The organism is Flavobacterium sp., assembly GCF_043720215.1.
In the GTDB taxonomy this organism is placed as follows: domain Bacteria; phylum Bacteroidota; class Bacteroidia; order Flavobacteriales; family Flavobacteriaceae; genus Flavobacterium.
Genome location: NZ_JAYSSZ010000067.1, coordinates 1 through 19,933, shown reverse-complemented (window position 1 = coordinate 19,933; position 19,933 = coordinate 1). Strand labels below are relative to the sequence as shown.

Sequence of the window (19,933 nt, the reverse complement as noted above, 5' to 3'; positions counted from 1 at the left end):
TTATTAAATATACGAATAAATTAACTTTCCATTTTTCTAGTTTCATAATAAATTCCTCCGCCTAATAATAGTAAAATTCCAATAAAGCTTATTAATGAAATCATGCTTCCTGTTTTTACCACTTGTGGCTCAAATTTGAATTCTATTGCATGTTTTCCAGCGGGAATTGCTAAACCTCTCAAAGCATAATTTACTCTTTCATGACCTGACAGTTTCCCATCAATATAGGCATTCCAACCATTTTTGTAATACATCTCGGAGAAAACTGCATAACCAATATTAGTATTATTAGAAATGTATTTTAGCTCGTTTGGTGCGTATGAAGTTAGTTTTATTGTTGAAGTTGAATCTTTTATAAAATTTTGGGTTTTTACATTAAAATCTTTAGAATTAATAATTGCTATGTTTTTTGTTTCTAATTTGTCCAAAGATTTCATTTCAGCATCAGCAGAATTCACAAGTTTTACTTCTTTTACAAACCAAGCATTACCATTAGCTGCTGTACTTTTAATCGTTATTTTTTCTCCTTTTTCGTTGGTTTGAATTAGGTATTTTACATTCAACATATTTACAACTTCCATATTATTTTTAGAAATCTGATAATCGAATAATTCTTGCATTCTTCTAGGTTTCACAGCGCTATAACCACCTATAGACTTATGAAAATAAGACGCTCTCGTATCGCTCATTACGTTTTGAGAAACTTCAAAAACCCGATAATATGATTTATCTTCTAAAATAGCTTTATCATAAGACGTCTCTTCATAAGGTTGATCTACTTCGTGAGCATTTACGAAACTAGAAGAATTCAGATAGTTTTTATCAATAAAAAACAAATCGGCAATCATAATAATTCCCACAATAATTACTGCAACTTTATGAGAAACTGTATTTTTTATAGATAACCACATCACTCCGAAAACTACTAAAATCAAGAAGGATGAACGCAATAAATCGGCTGAAAACATCGATTTTCTATCTACTTTTAATGCTTCAATAAATTCTGGACCATACGATTCCATAAAATAATTATCACTTCCACCAGCAAAACTAAAACTTCCTTTAAAAACAAATAACAAAGCTAAAATACCGATACTTACTGAAGCAGATTTCCACAAATTTGTCCATTTTTCTTTCTCTTCTAATTTAAAAAAGGATTGCAATCCCATAATTGCCAATACTGGCATACATATTTCGAGTATAACTTGTATAGACGAAACTGCTCTAAATTTATCATACATTGGTATAAAACTGATAAAGAAATCTGTCAATAAAGAGAAGTTTTTTCCCCAAGAAAGCAACAAGGAAACTAAAGCTCCAGCAAGAAAAATGTATTTTATTTTTCGATTATCACAAAACAAAGCCAAAACTGCCAAGAAGAAAACTATAGCGCCAATATAAGCTGGTGCCGCAACAATAGGTTGATCTCCCCAATAAGTTGGTAAGCCTTTTACTATTTCTTTTGCTTGGTCTTCAGGGACATTTTGAGCTATTGCATATTCATACATTGCAGAATCAGTTCCTAGATTTTCACTATTTGAGCCTCCAAAAATTCGAGGTGAAATTAAGTTGAAACTTTCGGCTATACCGTAACTGTATTCTGTAATATAATCATAAGTCATTGTTCCAGCATTATTGCTTTTTGAACCATCAGGATTGTAAGTTAATTCGCTTTTACCTCTTGTGCTTTCTTTAGCATATTCAGATGTTGCTAATAAACTTGTGGTATTTGCTCCAATTGCAAACAAACCAGCTATTGCAAAAGTCCCTAAACTGAATAAAAGTGATTTGTACTCTTTGTTTTTTATACCTTTGTAAATAAAATAAATTGATACAATCAATAAAAATAGTAGAAGATAGTAAGTCATTTGAAAGTGATTGGCATTAATTTCTAATGCAGCTGCAAACAATGTTAACAAACCTCCAAGAATATATTTTTTTTGTTGAAAAACTAATAAAACACCTGCTATAACTAATGGCATATAAGCAATTGCATGTGCTTTTGCATTGTGACCAACACCAAGTATAATTATTAGATAAGTAGAAAACCCAAAGGCTAAGGCTCCAAAAAAAGCTTTCAGTGGGTTTACTTTCATCACTAAAAGCAAAATATAAAATCCTAAGAAATATAAAAACATATAATCGGCAGGACGTGGCAAAAATCGTAACAATCCATCAATACTTTTAATATAATTGTGAGGATAATGTGCACCTAACTGATAAGTTGGCATACCGCCAAAAGCAGAATTTGTCCAGTACGGCTCTGCATGATTCTCTGCTCTAAAATCATTCTGCTCCTTAGCCATTGCAGTATATTGCACAATATCTGACTGAAGGATTTTTTTTCCTTGCAAAACAGGATAAAAATAAATTAATGAAACTAGTGCAAAGGCTAAAACAGCCAATGCATGCGGATAAAAACGTTGCAGTTTATTCATAAAAACTTAAATTGAATCAAATAAGGCGTGAAGATAGGAAAATTTTAGATTTTAGATTTTAGATTTTAGCTTTTTATGTAGCTGTCTAATATTCTTAACCTGAAATCTACTCCACTTCTTCGTAATCTATATAATCTCCCACTTGTTTTGTAGGTTTTGGATTCTCTTTTTTGGAAGTTTGAGAATCTTGATTATTTGTTTGATTAAAAGGATTTTGACCTTGGTGTTTATTAAAATTATCTTGGGCTTTATCAACTACTTTTTTTAAAAGTATTGGTAAAAATATTCGTCCCAAAAATTTGACTAGATAATAAAATCCAATCATATATATAATTGTTTTAAAAAAACCATTAAAAGACGCTTCTTGCATTGTATAAATTTTCTTCAAAAATAACAAAACTATATTTTAAAATTAAATTTTGATTCTTAAAATAATGATAAAATATATTACATTTGGTTTACAAAATTAATTTTTTATGAAATTATTCAAATCTATAACACTCATTGGCGTTTTATTAATAACCGTTTCAACCTATTCTCAATTTACTGAAGAAATAAACTCAAATAGACCTGGAAAATCTATGATGGCATTTTCAGTTGGTAAATCTGTGTTTCAAGCTGAAGGAGGAATGAACTATATAACTGAGAAACACGAACTTCTAGACTATAAAGCTTCTGGTTTCAACGCCGATGTACAACTTCGTTGGGGGTTGTTTTTTGAACAATTAGAGCTTATTGGGGACTTTCAATATCAGTTTGACAAATACAAATCTAATTTTGTTACTGAAAACAGAAGTGCTGTAAGGCAACTAACTTTTGGTGCTAAATACTTAATTTATGATCCTTTTAAAAACAAAAAAGAAGAGAAACCAAATATTTATAGCTGGAAAGCCAATCATAGTTTTAAAATAAAATGGAAAGAATTTATTCCTGCTCTTTCTGGTTATGCTGGTGTAAATCTAAATTTTTCTGATAACCCATTTAACTTCACAACACTAAAAGAACCACAAGTTAGCCCGAAAGTGATGCTAATTGCCCAAAATCATTTTGGAACAAGATGGGTTTTAGTAACTAATATAGCTTATGATAAAATTGCTACAGAATTTAAAAGTTTAAACTATGTAATGACTCTTACAAGAGGTATCAACGAACATTTATCACTATTTATAGAAAACCAAGGCTACAAAGGAACTTTTTATTCTGATTTTGTTTTAAGAGGTGGTGCTGCTTATCTTTTTGACAAGGATATACAAATAGACGCATCTCTTGGAACAAGCACAAAAAGTACACCTAGCATTTTTTATGGAGGAATAGGTATGTCATGGCGATTTAGAGAGAACTACAAAGACATAAAAATTAAAGAAGGAAAAGAAGAAGAAAAAGGTAAAGACGACAAAACCAAACCAAAAGATCAAAAAAGATTAGACGAAATTGAAAGTGGCGATAAAAAAAATTAAATATGATTGTAATAAAAGAAGCCCTAACTAAAAGTGAATTAACAGATTATATAAAATTTCCTTTTTCTTTATATAAAAACAATAAATACTGGGTTCCACCTATTATTGCTGACGAACTTGAAACTTTTGATAAGACTAAAAATCCAGCTTTCGAAAATGCAGAAGCCTACTTTTTTCTAGCCTATAAAAACAATGAAATTGTAGGAAGAATAGCTACTATTATAAATTGGAGTGAAGTAAATGCCCAACAAAAAAAGAAAGTCCGGTTTGGTTGGTTTGATGTTATTGATGATATTGAAGTTACAAAAGCTTTACTCGAAAAAGTATATGAACTAGGGCGCAAAAACAATCTAGAGTATGTAGAAGGACCTATGGGATTTTCTAACCTTGACAAAGTAGGTGTTCTTACTGAGGGTTATGAAGAAATAGGAACTATGGTTACGTGGTATAATTTTCCATACTACGTAAATCATTTCGAGCAGTTAGGTTATAGTACTGAAAAAATATATCACGAAAATAAATTCCCGTTTGAGAATGTAAAACTTGAATATTTTGATAAAGCCCAAGAATTAATCAAAAAAAGATACCAACTAAAACCAATCAATTTTAAATCTACAAAAGAGGTAATGCCCTACGTAGATAAAATGTTCGATTTGTTTAATACTTCCTATGCTAGTTTGTCATCTTTTGTAGCTATTTCAGATACGCAGAAAGAATATTTTAAAAAAAAATACATTAGTTTTATTAATCCCGAATTTATAAAATATGTAGAAGATAAAGATGGAAATCTAATTGCTTTTGCCATTGTAATGCCTAGTTTTTCTAAAGCATTACAAAAAACAAATGGAAAATTATTTCCTTTTGGATTTCTTCACTTATTAAATGCAAAAAAAAATAGTAAAGATGTTCTTTTTTATCTCATTGGTGTTCATCCTGATTACCAAAACAAAGGAGCAACAGCAATTATTTTTAAAGAGTATCATACAACATTTACCAAAATGGGAATAAAAAACTGCATTCGAACTCCCGAATTAGCAGATAATTTGGCTATACAATTACTTTGGAAAAATTTTGACCCAAAGATTATTTGCAAGAGAAAAACGTTTAGAAAAAACTTAGTTTAGGTTTATAAAAAAATCCGTCTTGTTTTGCAACAAGACGGATGTATAATATTCAAGTTAAAAATTATTTTTTCTTAGTATTTTGATTCTCACTATTTGCATCCATCATTTCCATTAGTTTCATACCTAGCAATCCGCTAATTCCTCCTTCAGAACCATTTGTACCAGTGATTAAAACATCAGGAATAACTTTAATATTTCCTTTGCCTATTTCTTCGGTAATTTTATATTTTGCAAAATTATCTTCACCCATAGCGGAAACTTGTAATTGATAAGCTTCAGCAGTAGATTTACCAACTGCCATAATTTTTTCAGCTTCAGCTAAACCAGTTTTAGAAATTCTTTCAGCCTCAGCACTTGCAGTAAGTTTTGTAGCTTCTGCCTGTGCTCCTGCTCTAGCTTTCGTAGCTTCTGCTTCTGCATTAGCTCTCATTTTTGTAGCTTCAGCTTCAGCATTTACATTCAATTTTAAACTGGTAGCATCTCCTTCTGCTTTTTTTACAGTTGCATCTGCTGTTCGTTGTGCAATTTCAACACTTTGTGAAGCTTTTACAATTTCTTTTTGCATATCTGCAATAGCAGTTTCTTTTTCCATTCCCTGACGTTGTTCTTGTGCCATCTTTTGGGTTTGATATGTTTTTTGTTCTTCTTCTGCAATTTTTCTATCAGTCAAAGTTTTCATCAAAGATTCTGGAGGCACAATATCTCCAATTAAAGTATCTACTGCATTAACATTGTATTCATCTAAAACCACTTTGATATGATTTTTTGCAGATTCTTGACGTTCTTTTCTTGTACTTAAAAATGAAATCACATCGCTTTCTTGAGCTGAGTTTCTAAAATAATTTCCAATTGTTGGTTCTAGAACCTGAGAAACAAGATTTGTCATACTACCAAAACGTGCAATAACCTTAGGCGCTTCGTTAGCTGGAACATGAATAATTTGTGACACATCTAAATTAAAGGGAAAACCATCTTTCGAACGTACAGTTATTGTAGATAAATTATGATCTAGATTATGAGATTCGCTACGTGCATCTGCCCAATTTAGGACTAGGTTTGTTGTAGGAACTGGCTCTAATTTAGTTGTATATTTATTTAACGCATATTTTCCTGGTCCAAGTGGTTCCATCCAAACTCCACGTTGCCCTTTTGATACAATATTTCCGTGTTTGAAATGTTCTCCTGTAACATCTAATCCATCTTCTCCAATATATGAAATTACTACTCCAACATAACCTATTTGTACATCAGTCATTGGGTTTTGTTCAATCTGAAACGCCCATGTATTAATATAATACGATCCAGCAAGCATTACTTGAGGTTGCAAACCTCTATTTCCTCCTTTATTCAAAAATTCATCACAATCTTGAAAATTATTATGCCCATCTACATTTGTACCAGCTATTTGACCTTGAGTAATCGGTTCACCATCTAATGCAGTTACGATTCCAATCATATTTTCAAAAATCTTAATTTGATCGGCAATAACAATTTCAAAAAGAAAAGTATTAATACGATAAGATCCAGTAGTAATAAATGCGGTTTGACGTCCTTTTTGCCCACCATTATCTAAGAATGCTTTTGCATCTTGAAAGTTATCACTTGCTACTTTTCTTGCTAAAATACGACCAGTTGGAATCTCTTTCCCATCTTTACTTAAGATTAATCCAATTTTTCCTTCAGGAATAATTGTAAATGAGGTCATGTCTACTGAATATTGCCAAATCCACATTGCCCAATACAATCCAGGAGCCAATGTTTGAGCTTGAAAACCAGCTTCTCCTTTTGTAGCAATAATTCTGCTATCTGGAAGTGATTTATCAGCTCCAAAAAGAACGAATTTTTTGGTAACTAAACCAATTTTATCCTCAGGAACGATGACCATTCCAAAAAACACTCGCAAAACGAATTTGTAAAAAAGAACAGATAAAACAATTAAGATTATCCACCAAAAATCAAAAATACTTGTCATTTTTTTATATTTATTTGTTAAAATTATTCTGATTAAAAATATAGAATCTATTATTATACGACTGCTTATTATAAAAGTTACATTACTTTGATTTTATTTAATTGAATTAATTTCAAACACCTAACAGTCAATATTTTGTATCATGAAAAAACCGCTTTGCTTTCACAAAACGGTTACTATAATCTAAGATGTCAAAAATTCTAACTTTCTAACAATCTAATTACAAATGGATTACTTCTCCATAAGCATCAGCCACGGCTTCCATAACTGCTTCACTCATTGTTGGATGTGGGTGAATCGCTTTTAGGATTTCATGACCCGTGGTTTCTAGTTTACGAGCTACAACTGCTTCCGCAATCATATCTGTAACGCCAGCACCAATCATGTGACAACCCAACCATTCTCCATATTTTGCATCAAAAATAACTTTTACAAAACCATCCGGTGTACCAGAAGCTTTTGCTTTTCCTGAAGCAGAAAATGGAAATTTACCAATTTTCAATTCGTATCCTTTTTCTCTTGCTTGTTTTTCTGTCAAACCTACTGAAGCAATTTCTGGTGTTGCATACGTACAACCAGGAACATTTCCGTAATCGATTGGATCTACATGCAATCCAGCAATTTTTTCAACACAGTTTATTCCTTCAGCAGAAGCTACGTGAGCCAATGCTTGACCTGGAGTAACATCTCCAATAGCGTAATAACCTGGAATATTCGTTTGTGAAAATGCGTTTACTAAAATTTTATCTTTATCAGTAGAAATTCCTACTTCTTCTAAACCTATATTTTCTATGTTTGTTTTAATTCCAACTGCCGAAAGTAATATGTCAGCCTCAATAGTTTCCTCGCCTTTAGCTGTTTTTACAAATGCTTTTACTCCTTTTCCTGAAGTGTCTATTTTTTCTACAGAAGAAGATGTCATGATTTTCACTCCAGCTTTTTTCATAGAACGCTCCATTTGTTTCGAAATATCTTCGTCTTCAACAGGAACAATATTTGGCATAAATTCTACAATAGTAACTTCAGTCCCCATTGCATTATAAAAATGAGCAAACTCTACTCCTATTGCACCAGAACCCACAATTATCATCGATTTTGGTTGTTTTGGTAACGTCATTGCTTGTCTGTAGCCAATTACTTTTACTCCATCTTGTGGCAAGTTTGGCAACTCACGAGAACGTGCTCCAGTAGCAATAATGATATGATCCGCTGAATATTCTGTAATTTTATTTTCTTTATCAGTCACGTCAACCTTTTTACCTGCTTTTAGTTTCCCAAAACCATCAATAACGTCAATTTTGTTCTTTTTCATCAAGAATTGAACACCTTTACTCATATCTCCAGCTACATTTCTACTTCTAGAAACTACAGCACCAAAATCTTTATCAAATGCAGGAACAACTAATCCATAATCCGAAGCATGCTTTAGGTAATCAAATACTTGAGCAGATTTTAGCAAAGCTTTTGTTGGAATACAGCCCCAATTTAAACAAACACCACCCAAACTTTCTTTTTCGACAACTGCTACTTTAAAACCTAATTGCGAAGCTCTAATCGCAGTAACGTAACCTCCAGGACCACTTCCTAAAACAATAATATCGTATTTCATAATAATGATTTTTCAGATAGCGAAAATAAACAAATAATAAATACTACTAAAATAATCAAGGCTTTTTTTATGGCGTTTTAACCAGCTATCCGTTACAATCTTTTTTGTCTCGTAAAAAAAACGAGACAAAAAAGGATTTCCACTACTATCTGGAACGCAAATTCAAGTAAAAATAAACTTTTTGTCAGACTCATACTTTCGACATTAAGACTTTATGACTTTCGACTATTATATTGTACCTTTGCACCTCAATTTTAGAAAAATGAGATTACATAGAAATTTAGTTTACACCACAATAGATTCATTAAACGCTATTTTCAACGAAGGTGAATATGCCGACAAAGTAGTAGCGCGTGCCTTAAAAAAAGACAAACGCTGGGGAAGTTCAGACCGTAAGTTCGTTGCCGAAACCATCTACGAAATTGTGCGTTGGAAGCGTTTGTATGCTGAAATTGCAGAAGTTAAAGAGCCTTTTGACAGAGATAATATATGGAGAATGTTTGCTTCTTGGGCAGTTATGCGTGGTTATACAATTCCAGATTGGAGACAACTAGAAGGAACTCCTGAACGTAAAATAAAAGGTCGTTTCGACGAATTATCTAAAACAAGAGCCATAAAAGAATCTATTCCAGATTGGATGGATGCATTGGGTGTAAAAGAATTGGGCGAAAAAGTTTGGGCTACCGAAATTGCTGCTCAAAACCAACCTGCAAAAGTAATTTTAAGAACAAATACATTAAATACAACCCGTGAAAAATTACGTGCCATTTTAATGGATTTGAATATAGATACTGATACATTACCAGACCAACCAGACGCTTTAGTGCTAAAAGAAAGAGCAAATGTATTTTTAACAGATGCTTTCAAACAAGGATTATTCGAAGTTCAAGATGCAAATTCACAATTAGTGGCTGCGTTTCTTGATGTAAAACCAGGAATGAGAGTAGTAGATACTTGTGCTGGTGCTGGCGGAAAAACCTTGCATTTGGCTTCCTTAATGGAAAACAAAGGACAACTTATTGCGATGGATTTGTACGAAAGCAAATTAAAACAATTAAAACTTCGTGCCAAACGTAATGGTGCTTTTAATATCGAATACAAAATTATCGATTCTACAAAAGTTATTAAAAAATTAGCTGAAAAAGCCGATAGAGTTCTTATTGATGCACCTTGTAGCGGTTTGGGAGTCCTAAAACGTAATCCAGATGCAAAATGGAAATTACAACCTGAATTCATCGAGAATATCAAAAAAATACAAGCCGAAGTTCTAGAAAGTTACTCTAGAATAGTAAAACCTGGAGGAAAATTAGTTTACGCAACTTGTTCTATCTTACCTTCTGAAAATCAAGAACAAATAGAGAAATTTTTAACAACAGAAACTGGAAAAAGCTTTACCTTTATAAAAGATTCTAAAATCTTGGCTTCAGAGTCTGGTTTTGATGGGTTTTATATGGCTTTGTTAGAACGTAAAGCTTAAAAAATATTCGATTCTATGTTATTAAAACTTAAAGTTTGATTAAAAAGTTCTTTTTTAAATTTTTAATTCTAAAATTTGGATTATGTTTGCTCGCCCAATTTTTTTAAATTTATTTATCATGAAAAAAATCTACTTATTATTGTTACTGAGCGTTACTTTAGGGTTTGCACAAGCAGGAGCTCCAGCTAATCCATATTACAATGGATTTAACTGGACATTAACTGGTATGCCATTAAAAAATGCATTAGCAACTAAAATTACTTCAACACATACAAATGTTCTAAATTATGCCCAATGCGAAAATGCTCTAAAAATTATTGACTTAGACCCATTGGACGCAACAAATACAAATGTTTTATTATTGTATGGTTTTGATAATAGCACTGTTTGTAATTATGTTGATGAAAGTAATTTTGGAACATCAACAAATTGGAATGAACACAGAAGAAGAAATAAAGAAGCTGATGTTTCTGCTGGAAGCCAATGTGCTTGGAACAGAGAACATGTATATGCTCAAGCATTAGGAACACCTCCTTTAGGAACAACAGGTGCTGGAGCAGATGCACATCATTTAAGAACATGTGATGTTGACAGAAATGCAAATCGTGCTAACGAACTATTTGCTGCAGGCTCTGGAAACTCTCAAGATGTAACTTCTGGAACTTGGTACCCAGGTGACGAGTGGAAAGGTGATGTAGCTAGAAATATGATGTATTTGTATTTAAGATATCCTACTCAGTGCTTACCCACAGGAGTTGGAACAGGAGCTACTGTTGCTACAGATATTAATATGATTCAACTCTTTTTACAATGGAATGCGGAAGACCCTGTTTCTGAATATGAAGATAAAAGAAACACCTACTTAGGAAACACAAGTAATACATATGGACAAGGAAACAGAAACCCATTTATTGACAATCCTTATTTAGCAACTGTAATTTGGGGTGGTCCGGTTGCAGAAAATCGTTGGCCGGCAATCTTTTTATCTACCGATTCTTTCGAACTTATTGCAGATATAAACGTTTATCCTAATCCATCAAACGATCAAAGAATAAATATTGAAACTGAAAATGAATTAGACGAAATTCAGATAATAAATATCAATGGGCAGATTATGCAACAAATTTCTAATCCAGTTAGAAATCAAAATAAATATACTTTAGAAAATTTACCTAAAGGATTTTATTTTTTGAAGCTCTCAGCAGATAACGCTTCAGATACAAAAAAGATCATCATAAATTAATTTTTTTATAAAAAAATAATAACTTTGCAATTCAAATAGATTCCCAAAATCTAAAACTTAAAAACCTATGAAACAGAAAATTACAATTTTATTTTTACTAATCTCACTAGTGACTTTTGCTCAAATTCCTGCTGGTTATTATAGTACAGCAACTGGTAGTGGATATGTTTTAAAAACACAGTTATACAATATTATAAACGGACACACTGATAGAGGTTATGCTGGTCTATGGACAACTTATGGTACTTCAGACAGAGATATATTTACAGGTACTGGTTATGAAAATGACAATACTGTTTACGATATTTATACAGAAAACCCAACAGGTAGTACTGGAGAATGTTCTTTCATATACATAACAGATGAAGACAATGGAACTGGTGGTACAACAGAATGTGAATTTTACAATAGAGAACATATTGTACCCCAATCTGTTTTTGGTTCTTTAGCTCCTATGGTATCGGATGCCCACCATATTCCGCCAACAGATAAACATGTAAATGGTGTAAGAGCTAATTTTCCTCACGGAAATGTAACAACTGCAACTTTTACTTCTAATAATGGAGGCAAATTAGGTAATAGCTCCGTTTCTGGATATACAGGAACAGCATTTGAACCCAATAGCTCTTTTAAAGGGGATATTGCACGTATGTATTTGTATTTTGCTACTCGTTATGAAGATGTGGTGTCTGGTTACTCTTACCAAATGTTCAACGGAACTTCTAATCAAGTTTTCACTAATACTTTTAGAGACATGTTATTAGCTTGGCATGCAGCTGATCCAGTTAGTGCATATGAAATTACACGTAATAACGCTATTTATGCACGTCAGAATAACAGGAACCCTTACATTGATCATCCAGAATATGTAAACATGGTTTGGAATCCAACTCCTGACACACAAAACCCAACTGCTGCAACAAGCTTAGCGGTGACAGGAACAACTTCAAATTCAGTTTCGTTAAGTTGGTTAGCTGGAACAGATAATATAGGTATTACAAGTTATGATGTATATAAAGATGGTGTTTTTACAATGTCAGTTCCTGGTCTTACTGCAATCGTTACAGGATTAACAGCATCTACAACTTATAGTTTTTACGTAATTGCTAGAGATGCTGCAGGTAATTCTTCACCTATAAGTAATACTGTAAACGGAACAACTACAGCAAGTGGTGGTGGTAATGCATCAGAGCTTTTCTTTTCTGAATATGTAGAAGGATCAAGTAATAACAAAGCATTAGAAATTGCAAACTTTACCGGATCTCCTGTTGACTTAGCTACTGGATTATATAGTATAAAAAGACAAACTAATGGTGCTGGTGCTTGGAGTACAGGAATAAATCTAACTGGAACTTTAAACAATGGTTCTATTTTTGTTATTGTAAATAGTTTAATTGCAGTTGGCTGTTACCCAACAGCTAGTGCAAATTTATCTACTTCTGCAACAGAAATGACATACAACGGGAATGATCCAGTAGGCTTATTCAAAAATGGAATTCTAATTGATATTGTAGGCGTTTTTAATGGAGGTGCACCAGATTTTGCAATTAATGAAACTATAAGAAGAAAGTCATCAATTACTTCACCTAATACTACTTTTAATAAAGCAGTCGAATGGGATTCATATTCTGTAGATACTTGTAGTGATGTAGGCACTCACACCTTTTTGCCATTATCTAACGTAGATTTTACTGAAAGTGATTTCAAAATTTATCCAAATCCATCAAATGGAAATTTCAAAATAGAGTTTAATTCGAGTGGCGATTATTCAATAGAAATTTTTTCTTTAATAGGTCAAAAAGTATTCGAAGAAAAGGAATCTAATAAATCTAGCATTTACATTTCTCATCTTCAAACTGGGATGTACTTAGTCAAAGTAACTAAGGATAATAAATCAATTGTTAAAAAGATTGTTATTAACTAATTAAAAAGCGGCAAATTTGCCGCTTTTTTTATGTCTATTTTTATCGTAAACAATTAATTATCAATAATGAATAATTTAACTATTAGTTAATATTGATTAAGTACAAGTTGTTTTAATTACTAATACTTTTGCATGGATTTTAATAAAAAAAACTAACCTATAAACAATAACTGAATGAAACTAAGAATACAATTACTCACGTTACTATTTTCAATTTATTCATTTGCCCAAATTCCTACTGGTTATTACAGCACAGCGACAGGAACAGGTTACATACTAAAAACACAATTGTATAACAAAATTAAAGCACATACAGATAAAGGTTACACAGGACTCTGGACAACTTATGCCACTTCGGACAGGGACAATCAATATGAAAATGATAATTCAATCATTGATATTTATTCAGAAAACCCAACTGGTGTAGATCCATATAAATTCACATTAACGACAAGCCAATGTGGAACTTATAGTACAGAAGGAAATTGTTATAATAGAGAACATATCGTACCACAATCTACATTTGGATCTTCAGCGCCTATGGTTTCAGATGCACACCACATTCCTCCTACTGATGGAAAAGTAAATGGGCAACGGTCAAATTATCCTCACGGAACGGTTGCAACTGCAAGTTGGACATCATTAAACGGAAGTAAATTAGGGTCTAGTTCAGTAACTGGTTATACAGGAACTGTTTTTGAACCAATTAATGAATTTAAAGGGGATATCGCTAGAATGTATTTTTATTTTGCTACTCGTTATGAAAATACTGTTGCAACATATCCTTTTGAAATGTTTAATAGAACCAGTAATCAGGTATTCTCAACTGCTTTTTTGAATATGCTAAAAACTTGGCATGCAAACGACCCCGTTAGTGCTAGAGAAATTGCTCGTAACAATGCTATTTACACACGTCAAGGGAATAGAAATCCGTATATAGATCATCCAGAATATGTAAATATGATTTGGGGAGGAGGAGTACCTACACCAGATACGCAAGCTCCAACTGTTCCTACAAATTTGACCTCATCAAATAGTACAACAACTGGTGTTACTTTAAGTTGGTTAGCCTCTTCAGACAATATTGGTGTTTCTGGATATGATATATATATGAATAGTGTTCTTAAAACATCCGTAACAAGCTTAAGCACATCAGTAACTGGATTAGTTGCAGGAACTACTTATTCATTTTATGTAAAAGCAAAAGATGCTGCCGGAAATGTATCTGCAAATAGTACTACTTTAAGTGTGACAACCACATCAGCAACATCTAGCATTACAGAATTATATTTTTCAGAATATCTTGAAGGATCTTCTAATAATAAAGCCTTAGAAATTGCAAATGCAACTGGTGTATCAAAAAGTTTAACTGGTTATGTTATTAAAAAACAAAGTAATGGAGCTGGTGCTTGGAGTACAGGAATAACACTTTCTGGAACAATTGCAAATAACGGAAAATATGTAATTGTAAATAGTATGATTTCATCAACTTGTTATTCTACAACTACAGCAAATTTATCTACAACCTCGACAGATATGACATACAACGGAAATGATGCTATTGGATTGTTTAAAAATGGTGTTCTTATAGATGTAATTGGGACTTTCAATGGTGGAACTGCGAACTTTGCAATAGATCAAACTTTAAGAAGAAAAGCAACTGCCATTGTACCAAAAGCAACGTTTAATATAACTACAGATTGGGATGTTTTAGCTGTTGATACTTGTACTGGTTTTGGAAATAAAATGGGAAACGAAATCGAAATAAAAGAAACAACATTAAACGTAAACGATTTCAATATTTACCCAAATCCATCAAACGGAAATTTTAGCATCAAATTTGCTAATTCAAACGAAAACTATTTCCTCGAAATCTATTCACTAATAGGTCAAAAAGTATTTGAGAAAGAAAATGCAAATTCTAATGTGTCCGTTTCAAATTTACAACCCGGAATTTATTTAATCAAAATAACAAAAGGAAGTGAATCGGTAACTAAAAAAATGATAATCAACTAAACGAGAAAGCGGCAGAAATTGCCGCTTTTTTTTATATTAAATTTGATTTGAAATTATTAAATTTGAAAACAAATATTTTTTTATGAAAAAACAACTTACTTTAATACTATTTACCATATTTAGCCTTGCCTACAGTCAAAAAACAGAACTAAAAGAACAAAATCAGATTATAATTAAATTGAAAAACCTCGATTCAAATGAAAATTCAATTAATTTTTCTAATAAAAAGTTTGGAATACTCTCTTTAGACCACTTAAATTTAATTCAAGGTATTCAAAAAATTGAGCCAATTGGTAATTTCAAAATCACCAAGACTTTTTTACTAATCTTTAATGACAATAAAAATGTTGAACAATTGTGTGTAGATTATTTAAAATTAGAAACTATAGAGTACGCCGAACCTAATTTTATAGCTAACGGTAGCGGAATACTAGAATCATCAGTTTTGGCAACTGTTCCAAATGATACTTTTTTTAACCGCCAATGGGGATTGTTTAACAATGGTACTCTAACAGGTGTTGGAACCATCACCAACGATGCCGATGTAGATATGGAACTGGCTTGGGATATTCAGACTGGTGATCCAAATATGATTATAGCTGTGCCCGATAGCGGTTTAAGACTTACGCATCCAGATATTGCAGCAAGACTTTGGGTAAATACTACTGAGATTGCATCAAACGGAATTGACGATGATAATAATGGATATATCGATGACATTAATGGTTGGGATTGGATAAACAATGACAATAATCCAACGGATGATCATGGACACGGAACTAATGTTTGTGGAATAATTGGCGCTATTCCAAACAATAACAATTTATATTCGGGTGTTAATTGGAATAGTAAAATTATGCCTTTAAAAGTTTTAAATGCAAGCAATAGTGGTTCTTACGCTGCCATGGCAAACTCAATCTATTACGCTGTAGACAATGATGCTAAAATAATCAGCATGTCTATTGGCGGTAGCTCTGCATCTACTTTATTATCAGATGCTATTAGTTATGCTAATTCTAACAATGTCACATTTGTAGCCTGCATGATGAATAACAATAATAGCGTTACTTATTACCCAGCAGGATACTCAACAACATATTCCAATGTTATTGCAGTTGGATCAACCAATCCAAACGACCAAAGAACAGCACCTTTTTTTTGGAGTACAACCAGCGGAAGTAGTTTTGGAAATCACATAAACGTTGTAGCTCCAGGAAATTACACATACGGATTAAGTTATAACAGTGATACAAATGGAGGCAGTTATTGGGGAGGAACTTCACAAGCAACACCATTAGTTGCTGGAATTGCTTCTTTAATGTTAGCACAAAACCCAACTTTAACACCATCTCAAATTAGAACCATTTTGCAAAATACTGCTGAAGATCAAAAAGGATTAGTAACAGAAGATACTGCTGGATTTGATATTTATCACGGATGGGGAAGAGTAAATGCAAATCAAGCTTTACAGCAAGTTTTGAGTAATTCTGAATTTCAGTTATTTGTACAAGAATTTCAAGTTGTAAACCCTGTGCAAAATAAAAATTTAGTAATTTTTAATAAAGGTACATTTCAAGGTGATTTTCAATTAAAAATTTACAGTATGGACGGAAAATTATTATCGAATATTCAGACTAATTTAAGTACTGATAAAAATAACATCAAATTAAACCACTCAGTAGGCTTATACATACTACTAATTGAAAATGAGAAATATAAGAAAATTTTTAAAATAAGAATTCAATAAATATAAAAGCGACAGTAATTGTCTCTTTTTTTATCTAAAATTTGATTTGAAATTATTAAATTTGCAATTACAACTACACCCGAGGCAACGCCGACTTGTATGGAGCGCAGCGGAATAAAAACACAACAACATGATTTCTTTCTTCGGAAACAAAACCAACACAATTTTTGCTGTTCAAACACAAAGTGAAATTTCGGCAGAAAACATTTCAAAATTAAATTGGCTTTTTGCAGACTCAGCTCAAATAAATAAATCCGTTCTAGCGGATTTTTTTATTGGTCCACGTGCCACAATGATTACGCCTTGGAGTACAAATGCCGTTGAAATCACTCAAAATATGGGAATTTCAGGAATTATACGAATTGAAGAATTCCAAATAGTTTCGGAAACATTTACTGATTTCGATCCTATGCTTTCACAAAAGTATACCGAATTAAATCAAGATATTTATACGATTAATATTCAGCCAGAACCTATATTAAATATTGATGATATTGCGGCTTACAACAAACAAGAAGGTTTGGCATTAAGTCAAGAAGAAGTAGATTATTTAGATAATTTAGCTACAAAATTAGGTAGAAAATTAACAGATTCAGAAGTATTTGCTTTCTCACAAGCCAATTCAGAGCACTGTCGACACAAAATTTTCAATGGTACATTTGTTATTGATGGTGAAGAAATGCCTACTTCCCTATTCAAATTAATCAAAAAAACGTCTTCGGAAAATCCAAACGGTATTGTTTCTGCTTATAAAGACAATGTAGCTTTTGTAAAGGGACCAAGAGTGCAACAATTCGCACCAAAAACAGCTGACAAACCTGATTTTTACGAAATTAAAGAATTTGATTCTGTTATTTCTGTAAAAGCAGAAACACATAACTTCCCTACTACTGTTGAACCTTTTAATGGAGCTGCAACAGGATCAGGAGGAGAAATACGTGATCGACTGGCTGGTGGACAAGGCTCTTTACCATTAGCTGGTACTGCAGTATATATGACATCTTATTCAAGATTAGAAGAAACTAGACCTTGGGAAAATGCAATGAACGAAAGACCATGGTTGTATCAAACACCAATGGATATTTTGATAAAAGCATCTAATGGTGCTTCCGATTTTGGAAATAAATTTGGTCAACCGCTTATTACTGGTTCAATCTTAACTTTCGAACACGAAGAAGAAGCTCGAAAACTAGGTTTCGATAAAGTGATTATGCAAGCTGGTGGAATTGGATACGGAAAACTAGACCAAGCGATTAAGAAAAAGCCACAAGCAGGTGACAAAATTGTTATTCTTGGTGGCGAAAATTATAGAATCGGAATGGGTGGTGCTGCAGTTTCTTCTGCAGATACTGGTGCTTTTAGTCAAGGAATCGAGTTAAACGCTATTCAACGTTCTAATCCAGAAATGCAAAAAAGAGCTGCTAATGCCATTCGTGGATTGGTAGAAAGTGATAACAATCCAATTGTTTCTATTCACGATCACGGAGCTGGAGGACATTTAAACTGTCTATCAGAATTGGTTGAAGAAACTGGAGGATTAATCGATTTGGATAAATTACCAATTGGTGATCCAACATTATCTGCCAAAGAAATCATTGGTAACGAATCGCAAGAAAGAATGGGATTAGTTATTGGCACAAAAGATATTGATATTTTACAAAGAATTGCCGATAGAGAACGTTCACCTATGTATCAAGTTGGTGATGTTACAGCTGACCATCGTTTTACATTCGAATCAAAATCTACAGGTGCCAAACCAATGGATTATGCTTTGGAAGACTTTTTCGGAAGTTCACCAAAAGTGGTGATGACCGATAAAACAATCGATAGAAAATATTCAGAATTAGACTATTCAACCAAAAATATTGCTACCTATTTAGAACAAGTATTACAATTGGAAGCAGTCGCATGTAAAGATTGGCTAACCAATAAAGTGGATCGTTGTGTAGGTGGAAAAGTAGCCAAACAACAATGTGCAGGACCATTACAATTACCATTAAACAATTGTGGGGTTATGGCTTTAGATTACCAAGGAAAAGAAGGAATCGCTACTTCTATAGGACATTCTCCGATAGCCTCTTTGATTGATCCTGTTGCAGGAACAAGAACTGCCATAGCAGAATCATTGTCTAATATAATTTGGGCTCCTATTAAAGATGGTTTAGATGGAATTTCACTTTCGGCCAACTGGATGTGGGCTTGCAAAAATGAAGGAGAAGATGCACGTTTGTATGCAGCAGTAAAGAGTTGTTCTGATTTCGCTATCGAATTGGGAATTAATATTCCAACAGGAAAAGATTCACTTTCAATGAAACAAAAATATCCAAATGATGAAGTGATTGCACCTGGAACGGTTATTATTTCGGCAGCTGGAAACTGTACTAATATTACTAAAGTGGTTGAACCTGTTTTGCAAAAAAATGCAGGCTCTATTTATTATATTAATTTCTCGCAAGACGATTTTAAACTAGGGGGCTCTTCTTTCGCCCAAATATTAAATAAAATAGGAAATGATGCACCAACAATTAAAGATGCAACTTTTTTTAAAAATGCGTTTAATACCATTCAAAATTTAATAACAGAACGACAAATAGTTGCAGGTCATGATATTGGAAGTGGTGGTTTAATTACTACTTTGCTTGAAATGTGTTTTGCAGATATTAATTTAGGTGCTATAATTGATTTTAAAGATATAAACGAAAAAGATTTGGTTAAATTACTTTTCTCTGAAAACATTGGTGTCATTTTTCAAGCCAAATCAGATGAAATTGTAGAAAGTAAACTTAAAGAAAATAATGTAGCTTTTTATAAAATAGGTTCCGTTACTTCGACTGAAACTTTAGACCTTGGGGATTTTACTTTCGATATAAAAAAATATAGAGACATTTGGTTCAAAACCTCTTTCCTTTTAGACTCTAAACAATCG

Annotated in this window: 12 protein-coding genes; 8 read left to right on the top strand and 4 right to left on the bottom strand. The window is 32.6% G+C overall.

Annotated features, from left to right (window positions below):
• Window positions 1-20: 20 nt before the first annotated feature.
• A complete protein-coding gene (locus ACHZC3_RS02975; RefSeq protein ID WP_394758392.1) occupies window positions 21-2,438 on the bottom strand; it encodes a YfhO family protein in 2,418 nt (805 codons plus the stop codon).
• Window positions 2,439-2,544: 106 nt separating this feature from the next.
• Window positions 2,545-2,763, bottom strand: coding sequence for a DUF4834 domain-containing protein (locus tag ACHZC3_RS02970; RefSeq protein ID WP_394758391.1), 219 nt, complete (start codon window positions 2,761-2,763; stop codon window positions 2,545-2,547).
• A gap of 151 nt (window positions 2,764-2,914) precedes the next feature.
• Between ACHZC3_RS02970 and ACHZC3_RS02965 the strand changes: the two genes are divergently transcribed.
• Together ACHZC3_RS02965 and ACHZC3_RS02960 are read left to right on the top strand one after the other, a co-directional pair.
• Window positions 2,915-3,895 (top strand): transporter, encoded by a 981-nt coding sequence (locus ACHZC3_RS02965; protein WP_394758390.1) that lies wholly within the window; start codon window positions 2,915-2,917, stop codon window positions 3,893-3,895.
• A gap of 2 nt (window positions 3,896-3,897) precedes the next feature.
• On the top strand, window positions 3,898-5,019 hold the full coding sequence (locus ACHZC3_RS02960; RefSeq protein WP_394758389.1) for a GTP cyclohydrolase: 1,122 nt from the start codon (window positions 3,898-3,900) through the stop codon (window positions 5,017-5,019).
• 61 nt (window positions 5,020-5,080) lie between these two features.
• Here ACHZC3_RS02960 and ACHZC3_RS02955 read toward each other — a convergent pair whose 3' ends face one another.
• Together ACHZC3_RS02955 and lpdA are read right to left on the bottom strand one after the other, a co-directional pair.
• Window positions 5,081-6,991 (bottom strand): SPFH domain-containing protein, encoded by a 1,911-nt coding sequence (locus ACHZC3_RS02955; protein ID WP_394758388.1) that lies wholly within the window; start codon window positions 6,989-6,991, stop codon window positions 5,081-5,083.
• Between the two features lie 220 nt (window positions 6,992-7,211).
• Complete coding sequence (lpdA, locus tag ACHZC3_RS02950; protein ID WP_394758387.1) at window positions 7,212-8,600, bottom strand: dihydrolipoyl dehydrogenase; 1,389 nt, start codon at window positions 8,598-8,600, stop codon at window positions 7,212-7,214.
• Window positions 8,601-8,862: 262 nt separating this feature from the next.
• Between lpdA and ACHZC3_RS02945 the strand changes: the two genes are divergently transcribed.
• The 6 genes from ACHZC3_RS02945 to purL all read left to right on the top strand — a co-directional run.
• Window positions 8,863-10,077 (top strand): RsmB/NOP family class I SAM-dependent RNA methyltransferase, encoded by a 1,215-nt coding sequence (locus ACHZC3_RS02945; RefSeq protein WP_394758386.1) that lies wholly within the window; start codon window positions 8,863-8,865, stop codon window positions 10,075-10,077.
• Between the two features lie 118 nt (window positions 10,078-10,195).
• A complete protein-coding gene (locus ACHZC3_RS02940; RefSeq protein WP_394758385.1) occupies window positions 10,196-11,320 on the top strand; it encodes an endonuclease in 1,125 nt (374 codons plus the stop codon).
• Between the two features lie 67 nt (window positions 11,321-11,387).
• Complete coding sequence (locus tag ACHZC3_RS02935; RefSeq protein ID WP_394758384.1) at window positions 11,388-13,244, top strand: endonuclease; 1,857 nt, start codon at window positions 11,388-11,390, stop codon at window positions 13,242-13,244.
• A 174-nt stretch (window positions 13,245-13,418) separates the two neighbouring features.
• On the top strand, window positions 13,419-15,260 hold the full coding sequence (locus ACHZC3_RS02930) for an endonuclease (RefSeq protein WP_394758383.1): 1,842 nt from the start codon (window positions 13,419-13,421) through the stop codon (window positions 15,258-15,260).
• Between the two features lie 82 nt (window positions 15,261-15,342).
• On the top strand, window positions 15,343-17,007 hold the full coding sequence (locus ACHZC3_RS02925) for a S8 family serine peptidase (RefSeq protein ID WP_394758382.1): 1,665 nt from the start codon (window positions 15,343-15,345) through the stop codon (window positions 17,005-17,007).
• Window positions 17,008-17,137: 130 nt separating this feature from the next.
• The coding region (gene purL / locus ACHZC3_RS02920) for a phosphoribosylformylglycinamidine synthase (RefSeq protein WP_394758381.1) at window positions 17,138-19,933 on the top strand (2,796 nt) is incomplete at its 3' end.

Excerpts from the sequence above, each read along its gene's own strand:
- ACHZC3_RS02975 (WP_394758392.1), bottom strand. The coding sequence starts at position 2,438 with ATGAATAAACTGCAACGTTTTTATCCGCATGCATTGGCTGTTTTAGCC.
- ACHZC3_RS02970 (WP_394758391.1), bottom strand. The coding sequence starts at position 2,763 with ATGATTGGATTTTATTATCTAGTCAAATTTTTGGGACGAATATTTTTA.
- ACHZC3_RS02965 (WP_394758390.1), top strand. The coding sequence starts at position 2,915 with ATGAAATTATTCAAATCTATAACACTCATTGGCGTTTTATTAATAACC.
- ACHZC3_RS02960 (WP_394758389.1), top strand. The coding sequence starts at position 3,898 with ATGATTGTAATAAAAGAAGCCCTAACTAAAAGTGAATTAACAGATTAT.
- ACHZC3_RS02955 (WP_394758388.1), bottom strand. The coding sequence starts at position 6,991 with ATGACAAGTATTTTTGATTTTTGGTGGATAATCTTAATTGTTTTATCT.
- lpdA (WP_394758387.1), bottom strand. The coding sequence starts at position 8,600 with ATGAAATACGATATTATTGTTTTAGGAAGTGGTCCTGGAGGTTACGTT.
- ACHZC3_RS02945 (WP_394758386.1), top strand. The coding sequence starts at position 8,863 with ATGAGATTACATAGAAATTTAGTTTACACCACAATAGATTCATTAAAC.
- ACHZC3_RS02940 (WP_394758385.1), top strand. The coding sequence starts at position 10,196 with ATGAAAAAAATCTACTTATTATTGTTACTGAGCGTTACTTTAGGGTTT.
- ACHZC3_RS02935 (WP_394758384.1), top strand. The coding sequence starts at position 11,388 with ATGAAACAGAAAATTACAATTTTATTTTTACTAATCTCACTAGTGACT.
- ACHZC3_RS02930 (WP_394758383.1), top strand. The coding sequence starts at position 13,419 with ATGAAACTAAGAATACAATTACTCACGTTACTATTTTCAATTTATTCA.
- ACHZC3_RS02925 (WP_394758382.1), top strand. The coding sequence starts at position 15,343 with ATGAAAAAACAACTTACTTTAATACTATTTACCATATTTAGCCTTGCC.